Origin of the sequence: Enterococcus sp. FZMF (genome assembly GCF_030263915.1) — a bacterium.
Lineage (GTDB): Bacteria > Bacillota > Bacilli > Lactobacillales > Enterococcaceae > Enterococcus_D > Enterococcus_D casseliflavus.
Map to the genome: position 1 here is coordinate 1,491,448 of NZ_CP127160.1, position 21,909 is coordinate 1,513,356.

Consider the following 21,909-nt stretch of genomic DNA (forward strand, 5'->3'; position numbering starts at 1 on the left):
ACTGTAGAGAATGAATAAGAGAGGTTATTAAAATGGGAAAATATTTTGGTACTGATGGTGTTAGAGGAGAAGCAAACAAGGAGTTGACACCTGAATTAGCATTTAAATTAGGTCGTTACGGCGGCTATGTATTAAGTCAGCATGAAACTGGTGACCGCCGTCCCCGTGTTTTGGTGGGACGGGACACACGGATTTCTGGACAGATGCTAGAAAATGCATTGATCGCTGGACTATTATCTGTCGGAATCGAGGTATTCCAATTGGGTGTTATTTCTACACCGGGTGTTGCGTACTTGACGAAAGTGCAAAAAGCGAGTGCAGGTGTAATGATCTCTGCCTCTCACAATCCTGCACAAGACAATGGCATAAAGTTTTTCGGGAATGATGGCTTTAAATTAGTCGATGAACAAGAAGCTGAAATTGAAGCATTACTTGATGCACCGGAAGACACGCTTCCACGTCCTTCTGCCGATGGCTTAGGAACGGTGGATGAGTTTCCAGAAGGGTTGTTGAAATACTCTCAATTTCTACGTCAAACGATTCCTGATGATTTGGAAGGGATCACGGTGTGTGTTGATGCAGCAAATGGCGCAACAGCAACAAGTGTCAATCGTTTGTTTGCTGATCTAGAAACAGAATTCTTCACAATGGGGACGTCTCCAGACGGGTTGAACATTAATGATGGTGTGGGATCGACTCACCCTGAAGCGTTAGCTGAATTTGTCGTTGAAAAAGGGGCGGATGCTGGTCTTGCGTTTGATGGAGATGGTGATCGGGTCATCGCAGTAGATGAACTAGGAAACATCGTTGATGGCGATAAAATCATGTATATCTGTGCGAAATATTTAGCGGAGCAAAAGCGCTTGAACCAAGGAACGATCGTGACAACAGTCATGAGCAATTTAGGGTTCCATAAAGCAGTGGAAGCAATTGGACTGAAAGATGTCATCACACAAGTCGGTGACCGTTATGTCGTCGAAGAAATGCGTAAAAACGATTATAATTTTGGTGGCGAGCAATCAGGTCACATGATTTTCTTGGATTTCAATACGACAGGTGACGGTTTGCTATCAGGAATTCAACTATTGAATATCATGAAACAAACGGGCAAGAAACTGTCGGAATTAGCAGGAGAGGTAACGATCTATCCACAAAAACTTGTCAACATTCGAGTGACAGATAAAAATGGCGCGATGGATGTTCCAGCTATCCGTAAAATCGTGGAAGAGACAGAAGCAGAAATGAACGGCGAAGGCCGTATCTTGGTTCGCCCTTCAGGAACAGAACCATTGCTTCGGGTGATGGCAGAAGCGCCGACCATTGAAAAAGTCGATTACTATGTTGAAAAAATCGCAGCGGTCGTTCGAGAAGAAATCGGTGCGGAATAAATAAAGAAGTAAGACGATCAAAGACATCCGGCTCTTTGTCAATAAGGACTGATGAGTTGTGCAAAATCAAATCTGGGTCAGAATGAACCACATTCTGGCTCAGATTTTTTGTTATCTTACATTGATTAATTGATTGATCAAAAAGATTCTAATTCTCATGTTCTCAAATGATTTAAATCCGTAGGATACTCGTTTCATTGTCTTTATGTGGGTATTCTTCGCTTCTATTTTTCCATTGGAATAAGGATAGATCATTGCGTTGGTGATGCCTTCTTCATAGGTCAGAAGGTTTTGAAGCTTTTCCCGAAAGCTGTCATCTAACGTTTCGGGAAGTTCTGCCAATAAGGAGAAAAATAAGTCAGGGTCTTTGTCTCGAAAGGCTTCAACTAATTCATGAAAAAAGGGATACGCCTCCTTTAGGGGCGGAGAAAACTCAAGCAATCGATCAATCATCATTGCTTCAGTAAGAAATGGGTATTTTGGTGCTCGGAAATTTTTCCATGTTTTGTATTCATAATGGTTGATGTTTGCACGATTTTTTAGCAAAAAGCGCCAGTTCTTTTTCAGTTTTTCTGCCTGGCTTTTCTGTCCGGCTTTACGAAGTTCATTCATTTCACGGATACGCAACTCATTGAACGCTTGATTCATGTGTTTGACAATATGAAACCGATCAATCACGACTTTCGCATTTGGCAGAACACGTTTGGTGAGCTGGAAGTAGGCGGCGTTCATGTCTGTCACCAAGAATTCTACTTCTTCTGGATTGGTACAACCTAAGAAATAGCTTGTTAATCGAGGTAATTTACGCGTAGGCAAAACATCTATTAATTTTCCTGTTTCGCCATCTGCACAAATAAAGCTCATTTTATCTTCTATAGAAGCATGCGAACGAAATTCATCAACCATCAATACTCTGGGGAGAATCTTCTTAGATTGCTTTGGTAAATAGCTTTTAAACTCTTTCAATGTACGAATAACGGTGGTCAAAGATACCTGACAGCTTTTCGCAATAAAAGATAAAGATACTTTTTCAGTCAGTAAAGAAGCAATTTTATATCTAACATGATTTGCGATTGAATGTCTGGGTTGGACAAAATAACTTTGAGCCGTCCAATGGGTTCGGCAGTTTTTACAGGTATAGCGCTGCTTTTTTAGGCGCATAACCAAAGGCATATGATTGTATTGTTCAAAACGGACAATCGTTTCCTTCTTCCCATTTTTCACTATAATTGCTTTCCCGTTTCCATCTACCACAGTAGAACCACAACTTCTACAAGCACGAGGAGTAGGCGAGAGAACAGCATCGACGACCAACGTCTTTTTCTTCTGAAGGGTCTCGTAAGAGACCTCTGTAATCATCAAATCTTTCTCTATTATTCTCAGCATTTTTTTGATAGAATCATTCATATAGCATATCGTCCTCTCAGTTGTTTATTTTGTGGTGATTTAATCATACTAGAGAACGATATGTTTTTTAATACCTAAAATGAAAATGGGGCTGAAGAATCAATTCTGATTCATCAGTCCCATAAATTATAGAGCCAGACATCCTTTGGTCGTCTTCTTTTGTCTACTTACCAGCAAGAAGCCAACTTGCGAACTAGAGAAACTTGTCAACGAATTTGTCGACAATGCTTGACAGGGGATACGCAGTGGGCAAGCCTTGCGAAGGATAGTTGCTTTTAAAAGTCATTTCGGATTTGTTGTGCAGAAAATAAGAAAAAAAGAACCCCTATGAACGATCGAGTCATCGAACGAGGAGTTCTTTTTATTATACAGAAGATAACCAATTCGGTTTCAATCTTTTAAAAAACTTATTCAACGGTAACGGATTTTGCTAAGTTTCTTGGTTTATCAACGTCGAATCCGCGCTGTAAAGTGGCAAAGTAAGCCAGCAGCTGTGTTGGAACGACTGCAACTAAGCTTGTTACCAATGGGTGAACGTTTGGTAAAATGATTTGATCAGTCGCTTTTGCTAATTCTTGGCTAACGATCACAAGGGTATGAGCCCCACGAGATTCGACTTCTTTCAAATTGCCTCGCGTATGAGAGCCGGTCACTTCTTCCGTGATCACACCGATCACTGGTGTACCTTCTTCGATCAACGCGATGGTGCCGTGTTTTAATTCACCAGCCGCAAAGCCTTCCGCTTGGATATAAGAAATTTCTTTTAATTTCAATGCCGCTTCCATCGATACATAGTAATCATTTCCACGTCCAATGTAAAACGCATTACGGGTTTCGGAAAGGAAATCCTCAGCAAATTGACTGATAACAGCTTTTTCATCCACTAAAGCCTCCATTGCAGAAGCAACGATGCTTAGTTCATGGAAAACATCAAAGTCCAATGCTTCAGGAACAGCTTTTTCATCACCAATGGCTTTTGCTAATAACGTCATCACTGCGATCTGTGCAGTATACGCCTTTGTAGAGGCAACAGCGATTTCTGGACCAGCATGAAGCAATAAGGTATGGTTCGCTTCTCGAGAAAGAGTAGAACCAGCAACGTTGGTAATCGTCAGACTAGGAAGACCTAACTGGTTGATCGTCACTAATACTTGACGGCTATCTGCCGTTTCACCACTTTGTGATAAGAACAAGAAGAAGGGGTTTGCTGACAACAATGGCATGTTGTAGCCAAACTCACTAGATAAATGAACCTCAACAGGAATCTGTGTTAGTTTTTCTAAAATGGCTTTTGCTGCCCAGCCAGCATGATTGCTGGTACCACAAGCAATGATGTAGATCCGATCGCTAGCTAAAAGTTCGCTTTTTAACGCTGGATCAATCACTACTTCACCAGATTCTCCTTGATATTCTTGGATCAAGCGGCGCATCACAGTTGGTTGATCATCGATTTCTTTTAACATGTAGTAAGGGTACGTTCCTTTTTCGATGTCAGTCAGATCTAGTTGTGCTTCATAAGATTCACGGTACACAAGGTTTCCTTTTGGATCTTCGATTTCGATCGCATCGGCTGTTACGGTCACCATTTCGCCATCTTCGATCTCAACAAAATGAGTCGTTTGATCGAGCATTGCTAAGGCATCGCTGCAGATGACATTGAACCCATCTCCCAAACCGATCAATAAAGGACTTTTGTTTTTGGCAACATAAATGGTTTCTGGATCATTTTTTTCTACTAAGGCAAAGGCATAAGAGCCGCGAATCAAGGACAAAGCTTTTTTAAAGGCTGCTTTGGTCGTGCTGTTGTCTTGCTCCTTCAATGCTTCAATCAAATGAACAACGATTTCCGTATCTGTTTGACCTTCAAATTGGTGGTTGCTTAAATATTCTTGATGAAGCTCTTCAAAGTTTTCGATCACACCGTTATGAACCAACACGAGTGCTTGGTTTGCTGAAGTATGAGGATGAGCGTTCATTTCTGATGGCTTGCCGTGGGTCGCCCAACGGGTATGTCCGATACCGATCGTTCCTGTTACTTCAGAAGTCACTTTTTCTTCCAAGTTTTTGATTCTTCCTTGGGCTTTAATTAAGTGATCCGAAGTCCGATCAGCGACATAAAGACCTGCTGAGTCATAGCCGCGATACTCTAAGCGTTCCAATCCGTTCAAAATAATTCGTTCTGCATTTGATTTTCCTACGATTCCTACAATTCCACACATAATGATAATCCTACTTTCAAAAAATTTAGTTTGGCATTATGTATTTCTATCTGCGTAGCAAGTCTTTGTCATCACCTTACGATGAGATTTGTTCTTGCCTGTAGAGTGCAGTCCCTAGAGTCATCCGCCGAATGTTTCGATAAACTCTTTCCTCGTCATCTGTTTCCAGATCAGGCGCTATCCTTATTGGTCTATCTATCCTCCTTGTGAGGTATTTTATAGAAATACAAGCAATATCATAATATTTATTCCTGATTCTGTCAACTCAAAGTTATATAAAAATAATTGGTATAGTTATTGGTAAGGTTGATTTGAACCTGTTTAAAGGAAATTAAAACAGCTGACATAGCTTTGTCGATTAAGATTCCCAAGAAATTTCCTCATAAAGCTATGCTTTTTTTTTTAAGTTCGCTACAATAAAAAAGTAAGAAAGTGAGGGAATGAAATGCCAGAATTTGTAAATTGTATGACTTTTTCAGAGCTAAAGAAAATGGTAGCTGCGATAGAAAAAGATCCTAATGTCACAGATGAAACAAAGGTCATGTTGGATACGGGCTGGGACAGCTTGCAAGAAATTTTGCCTGGATCAGTCACCGTGGAAACCGCGCAAACATTCGAAGTCCAGGATGAACTAACAAAGGAATTTTTTGGCGGCTACGTCTTAGCTGAAAAAAGTGAGAAATTTGATGCGGTTGGAGACGAAGAAGCAGTGATCGTCATCAAAAATCTATACTAAAAATGGGAAAGGTGAAAAGTTAGGTGGGAAAATGAATAAAAGAAGATGGATCGCAGCGGCGATCGCAGCAGGGTTATTTATCTGCTCGGGGGTTTTTTCAGTAATCACAAATCGTCCAGAGCAAGAGGAAACTCAGACGCTGCAAGGGTTAAATGCTTTGTTCTACGGAAGTAATGCGATCGAAGAGACAACGTTAGTTGCCGGAGATCAAGACAATCGTATTGTTCGCTTATCTTTAGAAGGAACCATCGCCAGCAGCTCCAGTGGCGGCTTATTCACAACAGAGTCTTATGATCATCAGCGATTTTTAGAAGAACTACGGATGATCCAAGAAGATCCAACTATTGGGGGCATCTTGATGGAAGTCAATACCCCTGGAGGCGGCGTCTATGAAAGTGCGGAGATCGCTCGTGAGTTAGCAAAAATCAAAGAGTTAGGGATTCCGATGTATGTCAGTATGAAAAACATGGCAGCCAGTGGCGGTTATTATATCTCGGCAGGTGCTGATAAAATTTTTTCAACGGATGAAACCATTACTGGTTCAATCGGGGTGATCATGTCAGGGTTAAACTATGCTGGCTTATTCGAAAAGCTAGGGATCGAAGACAATACGTATAAAAGCGGCGCACTAAAAGATGTAGGTTCAGCAACGAGAAAACCCACAGAAGCCGACAAAGAAGTCTTGCAGACCTACGTCGACAATGCCTATGGTCGGTTCGTAAAAATCGTAGCAGAAGGACGCGGCATGACAGAAGAAGCCGTTAGAAAGATCGCTGATGGCCGCATCTATGATGGGCAGCAAGCAGTGTCCGTTGGTTTAGTGGATGAAATCGGTTTTCCTGAAGATACATTAGCAGCAATGAAAGCAGATCTAGGCTTGGAAGATGCCGAGATTTTCAGCTATGATGTTTCATCTACTGGATTTGCTTCTACTTGGTTAGGTTCAAGTTTAGCCGAACTACAAGGATTAAAAGAATCAAACACAGAGCGAGTGATCCAATTGATGGAAAGCCTTGGAACCAGCGATGCTCCAAAACCTCTATATTACTATGGAGGTGAATGACTATGACAGAGAAAAACAAGTATTCCGCTGGCACATCGTCAACGGATGACAATCACACAAGTTCGTCAATCGATCAAAGGGAACAGCGGGAAACCTCGACACCGTCAACCGGTCATACGGATGTGCAAACTGAAGCGCAGGTTTCAGAAACAACCGAACCAGTAACTGCCAACAAAGCGATGAGGAACACACAAGTAAATCATCCCGATGATTTTTACCAACAAGTCTTGACGTCTTTTAGGGAAGAAGAGTATACCCAAAGCGAGATCGAGGAAAAACAACAAGCCTGGCAACGGTATGAGGAACCTGAAAAACAGGCAGAAGACAAACGGTTCTTCAATGATTTTCCTAGCTACTTTTTTGCTGGGTTTTGGATTCGTTTCTTTGCTTATCTCGTTGATGTGTTGGTGATCCGAGCGATTACCCAAATAACGATCGGTAGTATCTACAATCTAGCGAATTTAACGGCAACCAATCAGCGGTTTGGCCTTTACAACATCTGTGCCTTAGCAATCTATCTAGGCTATTTTGTTCTAATGACAAAGCTAAATCATGGTCAAACGATTGGGAAAATGCTTTTTGGCATTCGAGTGGTTTCTTTTGTAGAGGAAGAACTCAGCTGGCAAACTGTGTTGATTCGCGAGCTTTGCGGACGCTACGTATTACAATTCAATCTTTTCTTTTATCTCGGTTACTTACCAATCGTCTTTAATAAAAATAAGCAGCAGGCTGCGGATTATTTCGCAGAAACCAGTGTGGTGACCATTAATCTGATCAAAGCTTTCAATAAACAGGTGGATGCCAATCACGTAATGAGTGGCGCACAAAACTAACTAGCAGATCAAGCAAGTAGTAAAGGAGGGATCGAGAATGGGTGAGACGATTGATTTCCCAGGACCAAATGAACGGCTTCGGCTGGCGGCAGAAAAAGCCTACCAGTCAAAGGAGTTTTTGCAAGCTTTTCGCCTGTACAATGAACTCTATCAAAAAAATGCCAGTTTTGAGATCAATCAATGGCTGGTTGAATGTCTGCAGCAGTTGAATGATTTTGCCAAAGCGTTAGATCTGGCGGAAGACTATTTGGATGACTATCTAAAAGAAACCGACGGGTATTTACAAATTGGTCATCTGCTGATCTTGGATGGTCAGTATTTAAAAGCTCGGCGCTGGCTTACATTAGGTAAAAAAACAAAAATTGCAAGCCGCTATCAGGAACAGTTAGCAAGTGAATTAGCAAAGGTAGAAGAAGTGCAGCAAATTTTAGGACTGGAAGATTTTCATGGGAAACGCAAGCATTTACGTGCATTAGATGAAGCCAATCAACCGGTGAGTGCAACAGAATGGCACGTTTTTACCCAAGCCATTACCAAACCACAGTTTGTCACGCTGATGCATGAAACGTTAGCTTCCATCAAAAATCCATATTTACTGCCCAAATTAGTGGATGAGCTCGTGCGTCTTGAAGTGGACGAACCTTTTGAACTGATCGATTACCTTGGGAATATGCAGCAAATCGTTCCGAAAGAGTTAAAACTTTTGCAAGAAGATGCCGCTGTTAAAGCGATCCAGAAAGAGATTGACGAAACGATCGCCCAAGAAGATCCGATTTTAGCAGAAAGCGTCTCAGCAGAGATCAATGATCATTTAGCCATCAGCTACCCATTTTTACCTGCAAAAGAGGAGGCAAAAGCATGGGTGGCAAGCTACATTGAAGATTATCGTGGGTTATTTGAAGAAAAAGAACAGCCAAAAGCAGTGAATGAAATAGAAGAACGCAAACGACACCTACGCAATATCCTACGATTGAGCATTCGCTGAAAGAAAAATTCGCAACTTTCATGGTAAAATGTTTACAATTAAACAACGTTAGTGTACTATTTAAAGGTATGCATGAAGCTATTTCATATGTAAATCAATTAATATTCGGAGGGAAATAAATGACTGCAAATTGGGAAAAAACAGGCACCAATGATGGTGTTTTGACATTTACGATCGCTCAAGCAGAAATCCAAAAAGGCTTGACGACTGCATTCAATAAAGTGAAAGGCAATCTTAACGTACCTGGCTTCCGTAAAGGGAAAGTTTCACGCCAAGTATTTAACCGTATGTACGGCGAAGAAGCGTTGTATGAAGATGCATTGAACGCTGTTCTTCCAGAAGCTTATGAAGCTGCTGTAAAAGAAGCAGGGATCGATCCTGTTGCGCAACCAAAAATCGACGTTGACAGCATGGAAAAAGGCCAAGATTGGGTTATCAAAGCAGAAGTTACTGTAAAACCTGAAGTAAAACTTGGTGATTACAAAGAATTAACAGTTGAAAAACAAGACCGTGAAGTAACAGAAGAAGACGTGGATGCACGCATCAAACGTGAACAAGAAGCACAAGCTGAATTAGTTATCAAAGAAGACGAAGCAGCTGAAAATGGCGACACAGTCGTTATCGACTTTGAAGGCTTCTTAGGGGAAGAAACATTTGAAGGCGGCAAAGGTGAAAACTACTCACTTGAACTTGGCTCAAACTCATTCATCCCTGGTTTTGAAGAACAATTAGTAGGAACAAAAGCTGGTGATAGCAAAGACGTTACCGTTACTTTCCCAGAAGATTATCAAGCAGAAGATTTAGCTGGTAAAGAAGCAGTCTTCAAAGTAACTGTTCACGAAGTAAAAGCAAAAAAACTTCCTGAATTAGATGATGAATTCGCAAAAGACGTTGATGACAGCGTTGAATCATTAGCTGAATTAAAAGAAAAATACCGTGCTGAATTGACTGAAACAAAAGAAAAAGCAGCTGAAGATGCAAAAGATGAAGCAGCGATCCGTCAAGCAGTTGAAAACGCAGAAATCGTTGAATTACCACATTCAATGGTTCATGATGAAGTACACCGTTCAATGGATGAATTCTTGAACAACATGCAACGTCAAGGAATCTCACCAGAAATGTATTATCAATTAACTGGTTCAACTGAAGCAGATCTGCACACACAATTTGAAGGTGAAGCAGAAACCCGCGTGAAAACAAACCTTGTTATTGAAGCAATCGCTAAAGCAGAAGGTTTGGAAGCAACAGAAGAAGATATCGAAAACGAAATCAAAGAACTTTCTGAAGCTTACAACATGCCAGTGGATCAAATCAAACGCGTCTTAACAGAAGACATGTTGAAACATGATATCACGATGAAGAAAGCAGTTGAACTTGTCACAGGTACTGCAAAAGAAGCGTAAGCAAAATGCTTAAAAACGGCGAACATCTAGCGGTGTTTGCCGTTTTTTCTTGGGAGTAAGAGGGGATAGTTTAACAATTACTAACAAATGATAAGAAAACGTTAGGCAACGTAAAAAGAACTTTTTCTTTCAAAAAAGTTATGATATGATTGTTTAAGACTGCAAAGTTAGTAAACAAAATTCCACTCCTTTAAATAGGTTGGAAAATTTTCAAGGGGTGAACAGTATGTACGATAATACAAACGGTAATGAAGCTGTTCGTTGTTCTTTTTGTGGCAAAACGCAAGAAGAGGTGAAAAAGATCGTTGCAGGTCCTGGGGTCTATATCTGTAATGAATGCATCGATTTGTGTAAAGAAATCATTGATGAAGAGTTTTACGAAGAAGCAATTCGTGAATTTACCGAAGTGCCGAAACCGCAAGAACTACTGAATGTTCTCAATGAATATGTGATTGGACAAGATCGTGCGAAACGGACATTGGCTGTAGCGGTTTACAATCACTATAAACGGGTCAATGTAGAAACGACAGCAGAAGATGTAGAATTACAAAAAAGCAATATTTGCTTGATCGGACCAACAGGTTCTGGGAAAACATTTTTAGCACAAACGTTAGCACGTTCACTAAACGTGCCTTTTGCAATCGCTGATGCAACCAGTTTGACAGAAGCCGGCTATGTCGGTGAAGATGTGGAAAACATTCTTTTGAAACTGTTACAAGCTGCTGATTATAACGTAGAAATGGCAGAAAAAGGAATCATCTATATTGATGAGATCGATAAAATCGCCCGTAAGAGTGAAAATGTATCGATTACTCGTGACGTATCCGGTGAAGGCGTGCAGCAAGCATTGCTGAAGATCCTAGAAGGAACGACTGCTAGTGTACCGCCACAAGGTGGACGGAAACATCCACATCAAGAGATGATCCAAATTGATACCACCAATATTCTCTTTATCGTTGGCGGGGCGTTTGACGGAATCGAAACCATCGTTAAAAACCGTTTAGGTGAAAAAACAATTGGTTTTGGCACGAACAATAAGCGTCTTGAAGAAGGCGAAAGTGTGATGCAGCAAATCATTCCTGAAGACTTGCTTAAATTCGGTTTGATTCCTGAATTTATTGGCCGCTTGCCAGTGATGGCTGCCCTAGAGAAATTAACAGTAGATGATTTAGTGCATATTTTGACTGAGCCAAAAAATGCGCTGGTCAAACAATACCAAAAGTTAATGGCATTAGATGACACCGAGCTGGAATTTGAGCCAGAGGCTTTGCGTGCCATTGCTGCGCAAGCCATTGAGCGAAATACCGGTGCTCGTGGGTTGCGTTCGATCATCGAGAATATCATGATGGATGTCATGTTCAATGTCCCTTCTGATGAGTCGATCCAAAAAGTCACCATCACGGAAGAAGCGGCAAAAGGACTTGGTGAACCAAAAATCATTTACAATGAAGAGACCAAAAAAGCAGTCTAATCGAGACCAAGTCGGATAGTTTCATTGCTATCCGGCTTTCTTTTTGAAAAAATAGAAAGGAGCGATTCGATGAAAGTACATGATGCTGAAATCGTCATCAGTGCCGTTTCTCCAGCACAATATCCAGCTACACCTTTACCGGAGATTGCCTTAGCAGGCCGCTCAAATGTCGGAAAGTCATCCTTCATCAATACATTGATCAATCGTAAAAATTTAGCCCGTACCTCATCAAAACCTGGGAAGACGCAAACGCTGAACTTTTATTTGATTGAAAATACGCTGCATTTTGTCGATGTCCCCGGCTACGGCTATGCAAAAGTATCGAAAACAGAGCGAGCGAAATGGGGGAAAATGATTGAGACATATCTTGAACAAAGAGAGCAGCTGCGTGCAGTCGTATCTCTTGTTGATTTGCGTCATGCCCCCTCACAAGAAGATATTCAAATGTATGAGTTTTTGAAATACTACGAGATTCCAGTGATCGTGGTCGCCACCAAAGCAGACAAAATCCCTCGTGGGAAATGGAACAAGCATGAAAGCATGATCAAAAAAGCATTATCCTTTGATCCAGCAGATACGTTTATCCTCTTTTCTTCCATTACCAAACAAGGAAAAGAAGAAGCGTGGAAAGCGATTGAAGCAGCAATAAAATAATTATCATTTAGGAAACCGAAGCAAGAAAGTCCTTTGCTTCGGTTTTTCTCATTTTACAGTGGAAATCAGCTGATTTAAGCTATTCTACGCAGCGTAGAGTGCTGAATTTGCTCCATTTTAGCGAAAATCTCCTTGTTATTTGTTAAACTTGTAACAAGGAGGTGTGGTCGAATGCATGAATCATTAAGTAAAAAATTAAAAGAGTATCGATCAAGACATAATTTAACACAGAAGGAATTAGCTGCGAGGTTATTTGTTTCTGATAAGGCCATTTCAAAATGGGAACGAGGAAATGGGTTGCCAGACATCGAGACATTGGTCCGTCTAGCCGATTTATTAGGCACACCAGTGGAAGACCTATTAAAAGAAAAGAAAGAAACCTACTATTATGAATACAAAAGTGAACGGACGGTTCTGCGGCTTCCGTTAATGCACATTTTGATTCCCAATTTATTCTTATTACTGAATCAAGTGACGAGTGTTCGAGCGTTTTTTGTGCTGATGAAAGAGCTACCAACTGCCAGCGGCTGGTTTAGCCTTGGTGTCAAAGCCAAAGGGATTATTGCTTTGGGGGTTGTCAGTTTAGGCTTTTTATCGATTGGCTTATTGTCCTTCGGAATGTTGGGAATTGGGACAGTCAGTATCGGTGTCATTGCAATAGGGAATCTCTGCTTTGGCTTATTAGTTGGGATAGGCAATCTTGCGATCGGTTCGATCGTTGTCGGTAATCTTGGCGTTGGCTGGCTCGCTCTAGCAAATGTCGCAATTGCTTGGATTGGGGTCGCAAATTATGGTGTAGGGAGTTTTATGGCTGTTTTGCCCGCAAATTCATCAACGGAAGATTTTAACCAAGCGATTCAACAACTTTTAGTTTCAGAGATCCCTGACTTGATCAAAACCACTATCTTTGAACCAATGATTCGTTTTACAAGCTCACCGATTTTTGTGGTGATCTTCGTGGTGACGATCTTAACAACCATCTTTTTTATTCTTTGCTTGTTGACCATTGGTTTGGTGCGATTACGTCAAAGCATGTTGTATGAAGAGCTATAAGAAAACCTCTAGATGATGATTCTGATCGTTGAACTTATGTAGCTTCAGTGGCTCATTTTCTATTTTGGCAAGTAAAAAAAGGCAAGGGACTGACGCGTCTGAAGCGACCCCCAAAAGTTAGACCAAAAATCTAACTTTTGGGGGTCGCTATTTGTATGGCAAAATATCCTTTTGAATTAAAACTAAAAATCGTTAAAGAATATCTTAGTGGTGTGGGTGGATATCGGCATCTTGCCAATAAATACGGTATTTCAAGCAAGTCTCAAGTAAGTGATTGGGTGAATGCCTATCGTGAATACGGAGAGGAAGGTCTATTGAGAAAGCATCAAAATCAGAAATATTCTGTTCAATTTAAGTTAAATGCGATAGAGTTATATCAAACAAGTGAGATGTCCTATCGAGAAGTTGCCAGCACTTTAGAAATGAACAACCCTGCGCTTATTGCCAATTGGATGCGTAATTTCAGAGAAGCAGGTATTGAGGGGATCTCAAAAGAGAAAGGGCGATCACTTACTTTGGCTAGAAAAAAAGAGAACAAAAAAGAAAATACAACAACTGAAGAACGCGATCGTATCAAGGCATTAGAAAAGCAAGTCCGATCCCTTCAAATTGAGAATGCCTTTTTAAAAGAGTTGAGGAAGCTGCGAAAACAGGAAGCCCAGCAAAGACGCAAGAATCAATCGCACGAATCATCGCCAGCCTCCGAGGATCATTCAAACTAGTTGAGCTTCTTGAAACATTGAAATTTCCTAAAGCAACCTATATGTATTGGCAGAAACGGTTTGACAGACCAAACCCAGACCAAGAAATTGAAGAAAAAATGATTGAAATTCGCAAGGAGCATAAAGACTATGGCTGTCTGCGACTAAAAAAAGAATTAGAGAATCAAGGGATTCATGTCAATAAAAAGAAGATTCAACGTCTGATAAAAAAACTAGGTATCGAAGTAAAGTCTTACACTCGAAAATCTCGACGGTACAATTCTTATCGTGGGAAGGTTGGCACTGTCGCCAAAAATCGTATTCATCGTCGGTTTTATACAAATATCTGTCACCAAAAAATTACAACTGATACCACAGAGTTTAAGTATTATGAAGTAGACACCACAGGTGTCGTTCGTCAGAAAAAGCTGTATTTAGATCCTTTCATGGATTTCTACAATAGTGAAATTCTATCTTATCGGATTTCTGAAAAACCAAACGCACTAGCCATAATGGAAGGATTAGAAGAAGCAATCCAGATGACAAATGATTGTCCATTTCGTAGAACCTTCCATTCAGATCAAGGATGGGCCTATCAAATGAATGCTTATAAGAATAAATTGAAGCAGCATAAAATCTTCCAGAGTATGTCTCGTAAAGGGAATTGTTTAGATAACTCACCTATGGAAAACTTCTTTGGTTTATTAAAGCAAGAGATTTTTCATGGAGAAGTCTATCGGAGTTTAGATGAATTGAAAACAAAAATTGACCAATATATCTATTATTACAACCATAAACGCATCAAAAAGAAATTAAATTGGCGAAGTCCGGTTCAGTTTCGAGAAGCTGTAAAAACAGCTGTCTAACAGTTAATTTTATCGTACAAAAAAGGAGTGGATTTCTCCACTCCATAAAAGTCTAACTTTTTGGGGTCACTACAGTCCTTTGCCTTTTTTATTAATCTGCTTTCTTACTATCTTTAGGATGTGTTTTTTTCTCTTCATCAGATTCGTTTTTCAAGAAACGCTCAATATCGTTTTCCTGCTTTTTCTTGTCTTTGTCGTTATCGGGAAGAAAGGCAAAATCATCAAACATTTTATCTAGCGAGTCTTCTCGTTGGAATTTTAAGCCCATAGGTTCACCTCCAAGCGCCTTAAGTTTACCACGAACGGTGGTAGATTTCATCAAAAAAAGCGAAATAGTGTTCAATCGTTTCCCCCTTTACTATAATTAAAGAAAGGGGATAGAAAAGAGGGATAGCGATGATCAAAACTGAAAAAATCTATGGCTTTCTACAATCAACCCAAATGGAAGCAGCACAGTTGCGTTTGTTGATTGAAAATTGGTTCGCTTTGGTTCGTCTTAGCTATCAGCCGACGGAATACTACTACAATCAGCAAGCAAAGAAACCTTATGATTTGGATGAGGTCAGTCAACTGCTGCATAGCGCCCCTGAAGAAATCAATACGGAATTGATTGTGACGGACGGCCAAAATGAGTCCAGTATCCATATCATTCAAGAGGCTGTTTTGCAACGGCACCTGTTTACGAAAGACGTATTTTCCACGCAAAAACCCGTGATTTTAAGTTACTTCGATGAAACGATGCAAAGAGATGGCTTGTTCGGCTATTTGCGTTCATATGATGAGTACTTGATGCATAACGTCGAGGGAATCGAGAAAAGGCAAAATTTTCAATCGATTGCTGAAATCAACGCGTTACCGAAGCGGAAAAATTTTGAACAAGAAATCGTCATCGACTGCAATCAGTTTTCTGGTTACGACGTCTTTTACAATGGCTATACACTGACTTCTTGCTGGCGCATGTACTTTTCGGCATTCTACGCGCATATCATTCCTCAGGTGATCATTACTGATGCGCAGCAGGTGGAGCAAGTGCAGGTAAGAGACCAAGGGGTTGTGATGGTGGAATTGTATCGAGATCCTTTCCAGTGGGATCACGAATTGAATCTATCCTACCAGCGATTGTTTCGCGATCAAACTGGAATCGATCAATTGACTTGGGATAACGGGGTCGGTATTTTGAGAGAACCATATATTGAATATGCCTTTGGCGATCACTTGATCCAAACCATTCAATACCAAAACGATCGACTGCAGCCAACAACAAAACGCAGCGCGACACATTTTGTCACCAGAAGCTTCGACCTCGTGAACGAAGAGTATCAAGAGCGGCGAGTGAAAGGGTATCTGAATGCCCAAGCGTATTTTCCTTGGGTGGATCAAGAGCGGTTGCGCATGATGGATTATATCGTATTAAAGCCAGAACTAACGATAGACGATGGTGTAGAGGCTTATTCATTCTATATTCGTAGCCATCTTGAGATTGAATATTCAGAGGATCGTTTTAAAGACTATACTGCTTGCCTGCAATTTTATTTGCCTGAGACTGCTTTGAAGCACTTACCGCTAGATGCTTTGAAAGCGGCCATGCCTGATGTTCATTTTGGCTATCTGCACCGCACGCGCAAATATACATGGGTCAATCTAAAGAAGGATGGGAAAAAACTTCGAGTGTATTTTATGAACACCCAAAAGCTAGTCGAGCAGCAGCTTTTTACCAATCAAGAATGAAAAAGACCCGCAAGATCACGAGGATCTTGTGGGTCTTTTCAATTAGGCTGTTTGCTCAGGCGCTTTTTTCAACAAACCGAATACGACGCCAGAAACGATCGCACCGATCAAGATGAATAGCAAGAACAAAACTGGTTTAGATAATAATAGGACAACGAAGATCCCACCATGTGGCGCCATCAATTGGATATCAAAGGCACCGACAAGTGCACCAGTCAGGGCAGAACCGACGATAAAGCTTGGGATCGCTCGCAGTGGATCTGCTGCTGCAAATGGAATCGCACCTTCTGTGACGAAGGACAGCCCCATGACGATATTTGTCAAACCTGCTTCTTTTTGGTCTTTTGTGAATTTGTTTTTGAACAATAACGTTGCGACAAAGATTGCTAATGGAGGAACCATTCCGCCCGCCATTACAGATGCCATCACGACGCTACCACCTTCAGCAACGGTCGTTGCCAATGTTGCAGTACCAAAAACATAAGCGGCTTTGTTGATTGGGCCGCCTAGATCGGCTGCCATCATCGCTGCTAACAAAGCGCCAAGTAAAGCTGCGTTGGTACCACTTAAGCCAGTCAAGAAGCTGTTCAAGCCGTCGTTGATAGCTTTCATTGGCACGTTGATCAGTAACATCAAGAAGCCAGTGATCAATAGGCCGAAAACAGGGTAGAAGAGGATCGTTTTGATTCCTTCTAATGATTTTGGTAAGCCTTTGAATAATGAACGTAAGAACTTAATGACGTAACCAGCTAAGAAACCGCCGATCAAGGCACCTAAGAAACCAGCACCACCTGTATTTGCTAATGCACCTGCTGCGAAACCGACGATCAATCCAGGTCGGTCACTGATACTTGAAGCGATAAATCCAGCTAAAACAGGTAGCATAAAACCAAATGCCGCGCTACCGATTTGATTGAACCAAGAAGCTGCTTGGTTGTAGTTTCCTAATTGACTCAAGGCATCTTGAGGGACACCCATGAACTGGTCCACCATGAAGGAAATAGCGATCATGATTCCACCGGCAATAACAAATGGCAGCATATGAGAAACACCATTCATCAAATCTTTATAGATTCGTTGACCGACTGAACCATCAGCAGAAGCGTCCTCTTTATCAGAAGCTTGGCCGCTACCATGAAAAACAGGAGCAGTACCGCTCATTGCTTCATTGATTAATTGCTCGGTTTTACGGATACCATCACTGACAGGACGGTTTACTAAATGTTTGCCGTCAAAGCGATCCATTTCTACTTTTTTATCAGCAGCTACGATTACACCAGTAGCTCGGGCGATATCAGCTTCTGTTAGACGATTTTTGATTCCTTCTGAACCATTTGTTTCGACTTTGATGTCAACACCCAGCTCTTTGGCTTTCTTTTTCAAAGCATCTTCTGCCATGTAGGTATGGGCGATTCCTGTCGGACAAGCTGTAACTGCGACGATATAGGGACGTTCGCTAGCGGGTGCTGCTTCTTGGTTTGCCGCTTTTTCTGCTAAAGCATCGGCTTCTTGCTGTGCCTCAGCTTCTGAGAAAAGTTGCTGTACTTGATCAGCAGTCGTCGCTGTTTTTAATTTAGCAACGAAATCCGGATCGATCAACAAGCGAGATAGCGCTGCTAATGCTTGTAAATGAGTATCATTTGCTCCTTCTGGTGCTGCGATCATAAAGAAGAGGTACGTTGGTTGTCCATCTAACGCCTCATAGTCAACACCCGCATTGCTTTTTGCGAATAAGACCGTCGCTTCTTTGACCGCACTGTTTTTGGCATGAGGCATTGCGATGCCGTCACCTAGCCCTGTTGATGTTTGAGCTTCTCGGGCAAGAATTCCTTCTTTGTAGACCTCGATATCTGAAATTCGTCCGACAGCATATAATTTTGCTACCATTTCATCAATGGCACCTTTTTTGTCTGTTGCTTGTAAGTCCATGATCATGGCATCTTTCAGCATCAACTCATTAATTTTCATTTTTTCCATCCTCCTATAGATTCACTTGTTCAATTATGACTTCCGGTAGTAATTCTTCGATAAATGACGCCTCAGCTAAATCATCTGAAAACGCAGTGGCACTGCCACAAGCGACTCCCCATTTGAATGCTTCAACCACATCTTTGGTCTTTGCATAACGCCCAATGAATCCAGCAATCATGGAATCTCCAGCGCCGACTGAATTTTTCAAAGGTCGTTTCAACACATTGGATCGATAGATCTCATTGCCAGTAAAGAGCAGGGCGCCATCGCCGCCTAGAGAGACAATGACATTTTTAGCGCCATCCTTTAGCATTCTTTGACCATAAGGCAAAATATCTTCGATTGTTGAAAAAGAAGTTTCATAAAGTTCGGCTAATTCATGATTATTTGGTTTGATCAGCAAAGGCTGATCGGATAAAGCATCAAAAAGTTCCGCGCCGGTCGTATCAATGACAAATTCCGCACCCGCTTCTTTAACGATTTTGATCAATTCTTTATAAAAGTCGGTTGGAAGACCAGCTGGTTTACTTCCTGATAGGATGACGATGTCTTCGGCAGAAAGAGTGGCTAATTGGTGTTTCAATTCAGCAATTTCTTGCTGGCGAATGACTGGACCAAGACCGTTGATTTCTGTTTCTTCGCCGGATTTTAGTTTGATATTGATTCGTGTGTCCGCAGCGACTTGGGTAAAGTTGCTGTTGATTTCCTCTTTGGTCAGCCACTCTTCAATAAAACGACCAGTAAATCCGCCAACGAAACCAAGGGCAGTCGAGGCGATGCCGATGCGTTTCAAAATCCGTGAGACATTGATTCCTTTGCCGCCAGGTAGTTTAAAATCTTGTTTCATTCGATTAAGGGCGCCGATTTCCAAATGATCGACATGGACGATAAAGTCGATCGATGGATTGAGTGTTACTGTGTAAATCATTGTATTACCTCCATAATGGTTGTTTTTGCTCTGAATTTCGCTAAATAGTTTTTTGGGCAATAATCGGTGATGATCGTCGCACCTTCGATAAAGGCAACTTGAGCAAAAGTCGTTTGCTGAAATTTAGAATGGTCTAGCAAGACATAGGCTTGTTGACTGTGCTCTAAAGCGATCTGCTTGATCAGGGCTTCTTCAGGATCAGGTGTTGTGAATCCAGCCTCAGAATGAGCCCCGTTCATGCCCATAAAGCAACGATTAAAGCGTAGTTTTCGCAGTTGCTCACCAGCATTGATCCCTAACACAGCGTTCGTCGATATCTTAATGGTTCCCCCTAAAATCATGGTGTCGATCCCGTGATCGATCAATAGGGAAGCGTGTTTGACGGAGTTTGTGACCACCTTAAGGCCTGTGATAGCCGATAGGAAAGGAATCATTTCGAGGGTCGTTGTGCCAGCATCTAAGTAAATGACTTCACCATTTTTGATCGTCTGGGCAGCTGCTCTTGCTATCTTTTGTTTTTCCGTTTGAAACTTCGCCGTTTTTTCTGACATGTTTGGTTCGAAGCCTAATTGCTGACTTTTCTTGGCTCCGCCGTGAATTCTGACTAAAAATCCTTTGTCTTCCAACTCTTGCAGGTCTCGACGGATCGTTGATTCTGAAGCATCCAACAGTTGAATCAGTTCACTGACCTTGACGATCTCTTCTTGTTCCAATCGTGCCAAAATCGCTTGATGACGCTCCTCTGTAAGCATTTTCATCACCTCTTCACTTGCCATGATACCACATGATTCGTTCAAAATCAATCATAAACAGTAAAAAACATTCAAAATGAAAGCGTGAATAAATGCAATCGGTCATAAACGGTCATGATAACCGTCATTTTGATTTAGTAACTATCCTTATATTTGACAATTTTTACTATTATTTGGCTTAATTGAAGTAAGGGGGGATAAATAAATGAATAACAAAGTCATTTTACAAGGGTTCGAATGGGACCTGCCGGCAGATAGCCAGCACTGGAACAAATTGAAAGAAATGAGTAAAGAAATCAAAGAGTATGGATTTACCGCAATTTGGCTGCCGCCTGCCTATAAAGGGACAGCTGGGTCCGAAGATGTTGGGTATGGTGTCTATGATTATTATGATCTAGGCGAATTCGATCAAAAGGGGTCGGTGCCAACAAAATATGGGACAAAGGATGAATACCTAGAAGCCATCAAAGCACTACAAGAACAAGGAATAGAGGTTTATGCCGACATCGTTTTCAATCACTTGATTGGTGCCGATGAAAAAGAAGTCGTTCCAGCGGTTAAATACAATACCGAAAACCGTAATGAACCGATCAGTGATGAGGAAGAAATCGAAGCTTGGACCAAGTTCACATTCCCAGGACGTCAGGGGACGTACAATGATTACGTTTGGACGTGGCATAATTTTTCTGGTGTCGATTATGATGACCGCAACAAAGACCACGGGATTTTTAACTTCGCTGATAAGGGCTGGGAAAACCAAGTGGATGATGAGATGGGCAATTACGACTACTTAATGGGCTGTGATTTGGACATGGAAAATCCCGAAACAGTGGAACAACTCAATAAATGGGGCCAATGGTACCAAGAACTGACCGGCGTTGACGGGTATCGACTAGATGCGGTCAAACACATTGAGTTCAACTATTACGCGGATTGGATCTTAAACCGACGTGAGGAAAAAGGCAAACCACTATTTGTTGTCGGAGAATATTGGTCAGGGGATCTGCCAAAATTAGAAGAGTATTTAGATTCTTCAGGAAATTTGATTTATTTATTTGATGTGCCATTGCACTACAATTTATATGAAGCATCTCACTCAAATGGCGAATACGATATGAGCCAAATTTTTGCAGGGACGTTGACCGCCGCTCGCGAAGATTACGCAGTGACTTTTGTGGATAATCATGACACGCAGGTTGGGCAAAGTTTACAATCTTGGATAGACGGATGGTTCAAAGTCCATGCCTATTCATTGATCCTTTTACGTAAAGCTGGCGTACCAGTAGTTTTCTGGGGGGATTTATTTGGGATTCCCGCGCAAGAAATCGCCCCTGTCGGGGATGCGCTGGTCCATATGCTGAAACTTCGGGAGAAGCTTGCATTCGGGAATCAAGTCGATTATTTCGATGATCCTAATTGCATTGGCTGGGTATTAACTGGCGATTATGAACATGAGCTTTCTGGATTAGCGGTCGTGATGACCAATGCCCAAGGAGCGGAGAAAGAAATGACTATCAGTGCGATCCATGGTGGAGAGACATTCGTGGATATATTGAGAAATAATGAAGCGAAAGTTGTTTTAGATGATACCGGAAAAGGTGTTTTCCCGGTCAATGATGGGCAAGTCTCGATTTATGTAAATGAAAAATTAGTAGAGAAGTACTTTAGTTAACCAAAATCTTCAAACGAATAAAAAGGCTGGTAGGTTTACAGCCTTTTTATTATGTAAACAAAATTAAGCCTGCTTTCTC

At 41.4% G+C, this 21,909-nt stretch carries 19 protein-coding genes; 13 read left to right on the forward strand and 6 right to left on the reverse strand.

Going from position 1 to position 21,909, the window contains the following annotated elements:
* The first annotated feature begins 32 nt into the window (after positions 1-32).
* Positions 33-1,388, forward strand: coding sequence for a phosphoglucosamine mutase (glmM, locus tag QN079_RS07160; protein WP_005225959.1), 1,356 nt, complete (start codon positions 33-35; stop codon positions 1,386-1,388).
* Positions 1,389-1,499: 111 nt separating this feature from the next.
* Here glmM and QN079_RS07165 read toward each other — a convergent pair whose 3' ends face one another.
* Entirely contained in the window at positions 1,500-2,795 is a 1,296-nt protein-coding gene (locus QN079_RS07165) for an ISL3-like element ISEfa11 family transposase (RefSeq protein WP_289229717.1), read from the reverse strand.
* 407 nt (positions 2,796-3,202) lie between these two features.
* A complete protein-coding gene (gene glmS / locus QN079_RS07170) occupies positions 3,203-5,014 on the reverse strand; it encodes a glutamine--fructose-6-phosphate transaminase (isomerizing) (RefSeq protein ID WP_159160578.1) in 1,812 nt (603 codons plus the stop codon).
* A 445-nt stretch (positions 5,015-5,459) separates the two neighbouring features.
* Here glmS and QN079_RS07175 point away from each other — a divergent pair, with 445 nt between their 5' ends.
* The 10 genes from QN079_RS07175 (at position 5,460) to QN079_RS16680 (ending at position 14,779) form a co-directional block, all read left to right on the forward strand.
* Entirely contained in the window at positions 5,460-5,750 is a 291-nt protein-coding gene (locus QN079_RS07175; protein WP_005225961.1) for a hypothetical protein, read from the forward strand.
* A 31-nt stretch (positions 5,751-5,781) separates the two neighbouring features.
* Entirely contained in the window at positions 5,782-6,813 is a 1,032-nt protein-coding gene (sppA, locus tag QN079_RS07180) for a signal peptide peptidase SppA (RefSeq protein ID WP_289230596.1), read from the forward strand.
* A gap of 2 nt (positions 6,814-6,815) precedes the next feature.
* Complete coding sequence (locus QN079_RS07185; RefSeq protein ID WP_289230597.1) at positions 6,816-7,646, forward strand: RDD family protein; 831 nt, start codon at positions 6,816-6,818, stop codon at positions 7,644-7,646.
* Positions 7,647-7,683: 37 nt separating this feature from the next.
* Positions 7,684-8,631 carry a tetratricopeptide repeat protein gene (locus tag QN079_RS07190; protein ID WP_015509612.1) on the forward strand — a complete coding sequence of 316 codons (948 nt, stop codon included), beginning with the start codon at positions 7,684-7,686 and terminating at the stop codon, positions 8,629-8,631.
* Between the two features lie 119 nt (positions 8,632-8,750).
* Positions 8,751-10,034 (forward strand): trigger factor, encoded by a 1,284-nt coding sequence (gene tig / locus QN079_RS07195; RefSeq protein WP_289230598.1) that lies wholly within the window; start codon positions 8,751-8,753, stop codon positions 10,032-10,034.
* A 226-nt stretch (positions 10,035-10,260) separates the two neighbouring features.
* Positions 10,261-11,505: an ATP-dependent Clp protease ATP-binding subunit ClpX gene (gene clpX, locus QN079_RS07200; protein WP_010748174.1), complete on the forward strand. Its 1,245-nt coding sequence runs from the start codon at positions 10,261-10,263 to the stop codon at positions 11,503-11,505.
* 69 nt (positions 11,506-11,574) lie between these two features.
* On the forward strand, positions 11,575-12,159 hold the full coding sequence (yihA, locus tag QN079_RS07205) for a ribosome biogenesis GTP-binding protein YihA/YsxC (RefSeq protein ID WP_005225967.1): 585 nt from the start codon (positions 11,575-11,577) through the stop codon (positions 12,157-12,159).
* A gap of 171 nt (positions 12,160-12,330) precedes the next feature.
* Entirely contained in the window at positions 12,331-13,212 is an 882-nt protein-coding gene (locus QN079_RS07210) for a helix-turn-helix transcriptional regulator (protein ID WP_289230599.1), read from the forward strand.
* Between the two features lie 155 nt (positions 13,213-13,367).
* Positions 13,368-13,934, forward strand: a complete 567-nt coding sequence (locus QN079_RS16675; RefSeq protein WP_096742251.1) for a helix-turn-helix domain-containing protein — start codon at positions 13,368-13,370, stop codon at positions 13,932-13,934.
* Entirely contained in the window at positions 13,904-14,779 is an 876-nt protein-coding gene (locus QN079_RS16680) for an IS3 family transposase (RefSeq protein ID WP_234976689.1), read from the forward strand. The genes QN079_RS16675 and QN079_RS16680 overlap by 31 nt, the downstream gene beginning before the upstream one ends.
* Positions 14,780-14,870: 91 nt before the next feature.
* Here the strand turns inward: QN079_RS16680 and QN079_RS07220 are convergent, their stop codons facing one another.
* Positions 14,871-15,047 (reverse strand): SPJ_0845 family protein, encoded by a 177-nt coding sequence (locus tag QN079_RS07220; protein WP_171805159.1) that lies wholly within the window; start codon positions 15,045-15,047, stop codon positions 14,871-14,873.
* Positions 15,048-15,175: 128 nt separating this feature from the next.
* Here QN079_RS07220 and QN079_RS07225 point away from each other — a divergent pair, with 128 nt between their 5' ends.
* Complete coding sequence (locus QN079_RS07225) at positions 15,176-16,507, forward strand: hypothetical protein (RefSeq protein WP_213356459.1); 1,332 nt, start codon at positions 15,176-15,178, stop codon at positions 16,505-16,507.
* 42 nt (positions 16,508-16,549) lie between these two features.
* Here the strand turns inward: QN079_RS07225 and QN079_RS07230 are convergent, their stop codons facing one another.
* From QN079_RS07230 to QN079_RS07240, 3 genes are read right to left on the reverse strand one after another with little or no spacing between them, the layout of a single operon-like run.
* Positions 16,550-18,475 carry a PTS fructose transporter subunit IIABC gene (locus QN079_RS07230; protein ID WP_289230600.1) on the reverse strand — a complete coding sequence of 642 codons (1,926 nt, stop codon included), beginning with the start codon at positions 18,473-18,475 and terminating at the stop codon, positions 16,550-16,552.
* Between the two features lie 13 nt (positions 18,476-18,488).
* On the reverse strand, positions 18,489-19,406 hold the full coding sequence (pfkB, locus tag QN079_RS07235; RefSeq protein ID WP_015509619.1) for a 1-phosphofructokinase: 918 nt from the start codon (positions 19,404-19,406) through the stop codon (positions 18,489-18,491).
* Complete coding sequence (locus QN079_RS07240; RefSeq protein ID WP_005225973.1) at positions 19,403-20,158, reverse strand: DeoR/GlpR family DNA-binding transcription regulator; 756 nt, start codon at positions 20,156-20,158, stop codon at positions 19,403-19,405. Before QN079_RS07240 ends, pfkB begins: the two co-directional genes overlap by 4 nt.
* Before the next feature lie 205 nt (positions 20,159-20,363).
* On the opposite strand from QN079_RS07240, the gene QN079_RS07245 reads away from it, so the two are divergent.
* The gene (locus QN079_RS07245; protein WP_015509620.1) at positions 20,364-21,830 is read left to right on the forward strand and encodes an alpha-amylase; all 1,467 of its coding nucleotides are present in this window, start codon (positions 20,364-20,366) and stop codon (positions 21,828-21,830) included.
* Positions 21,831-21,909: the final 79 nt, after the last annotated feature.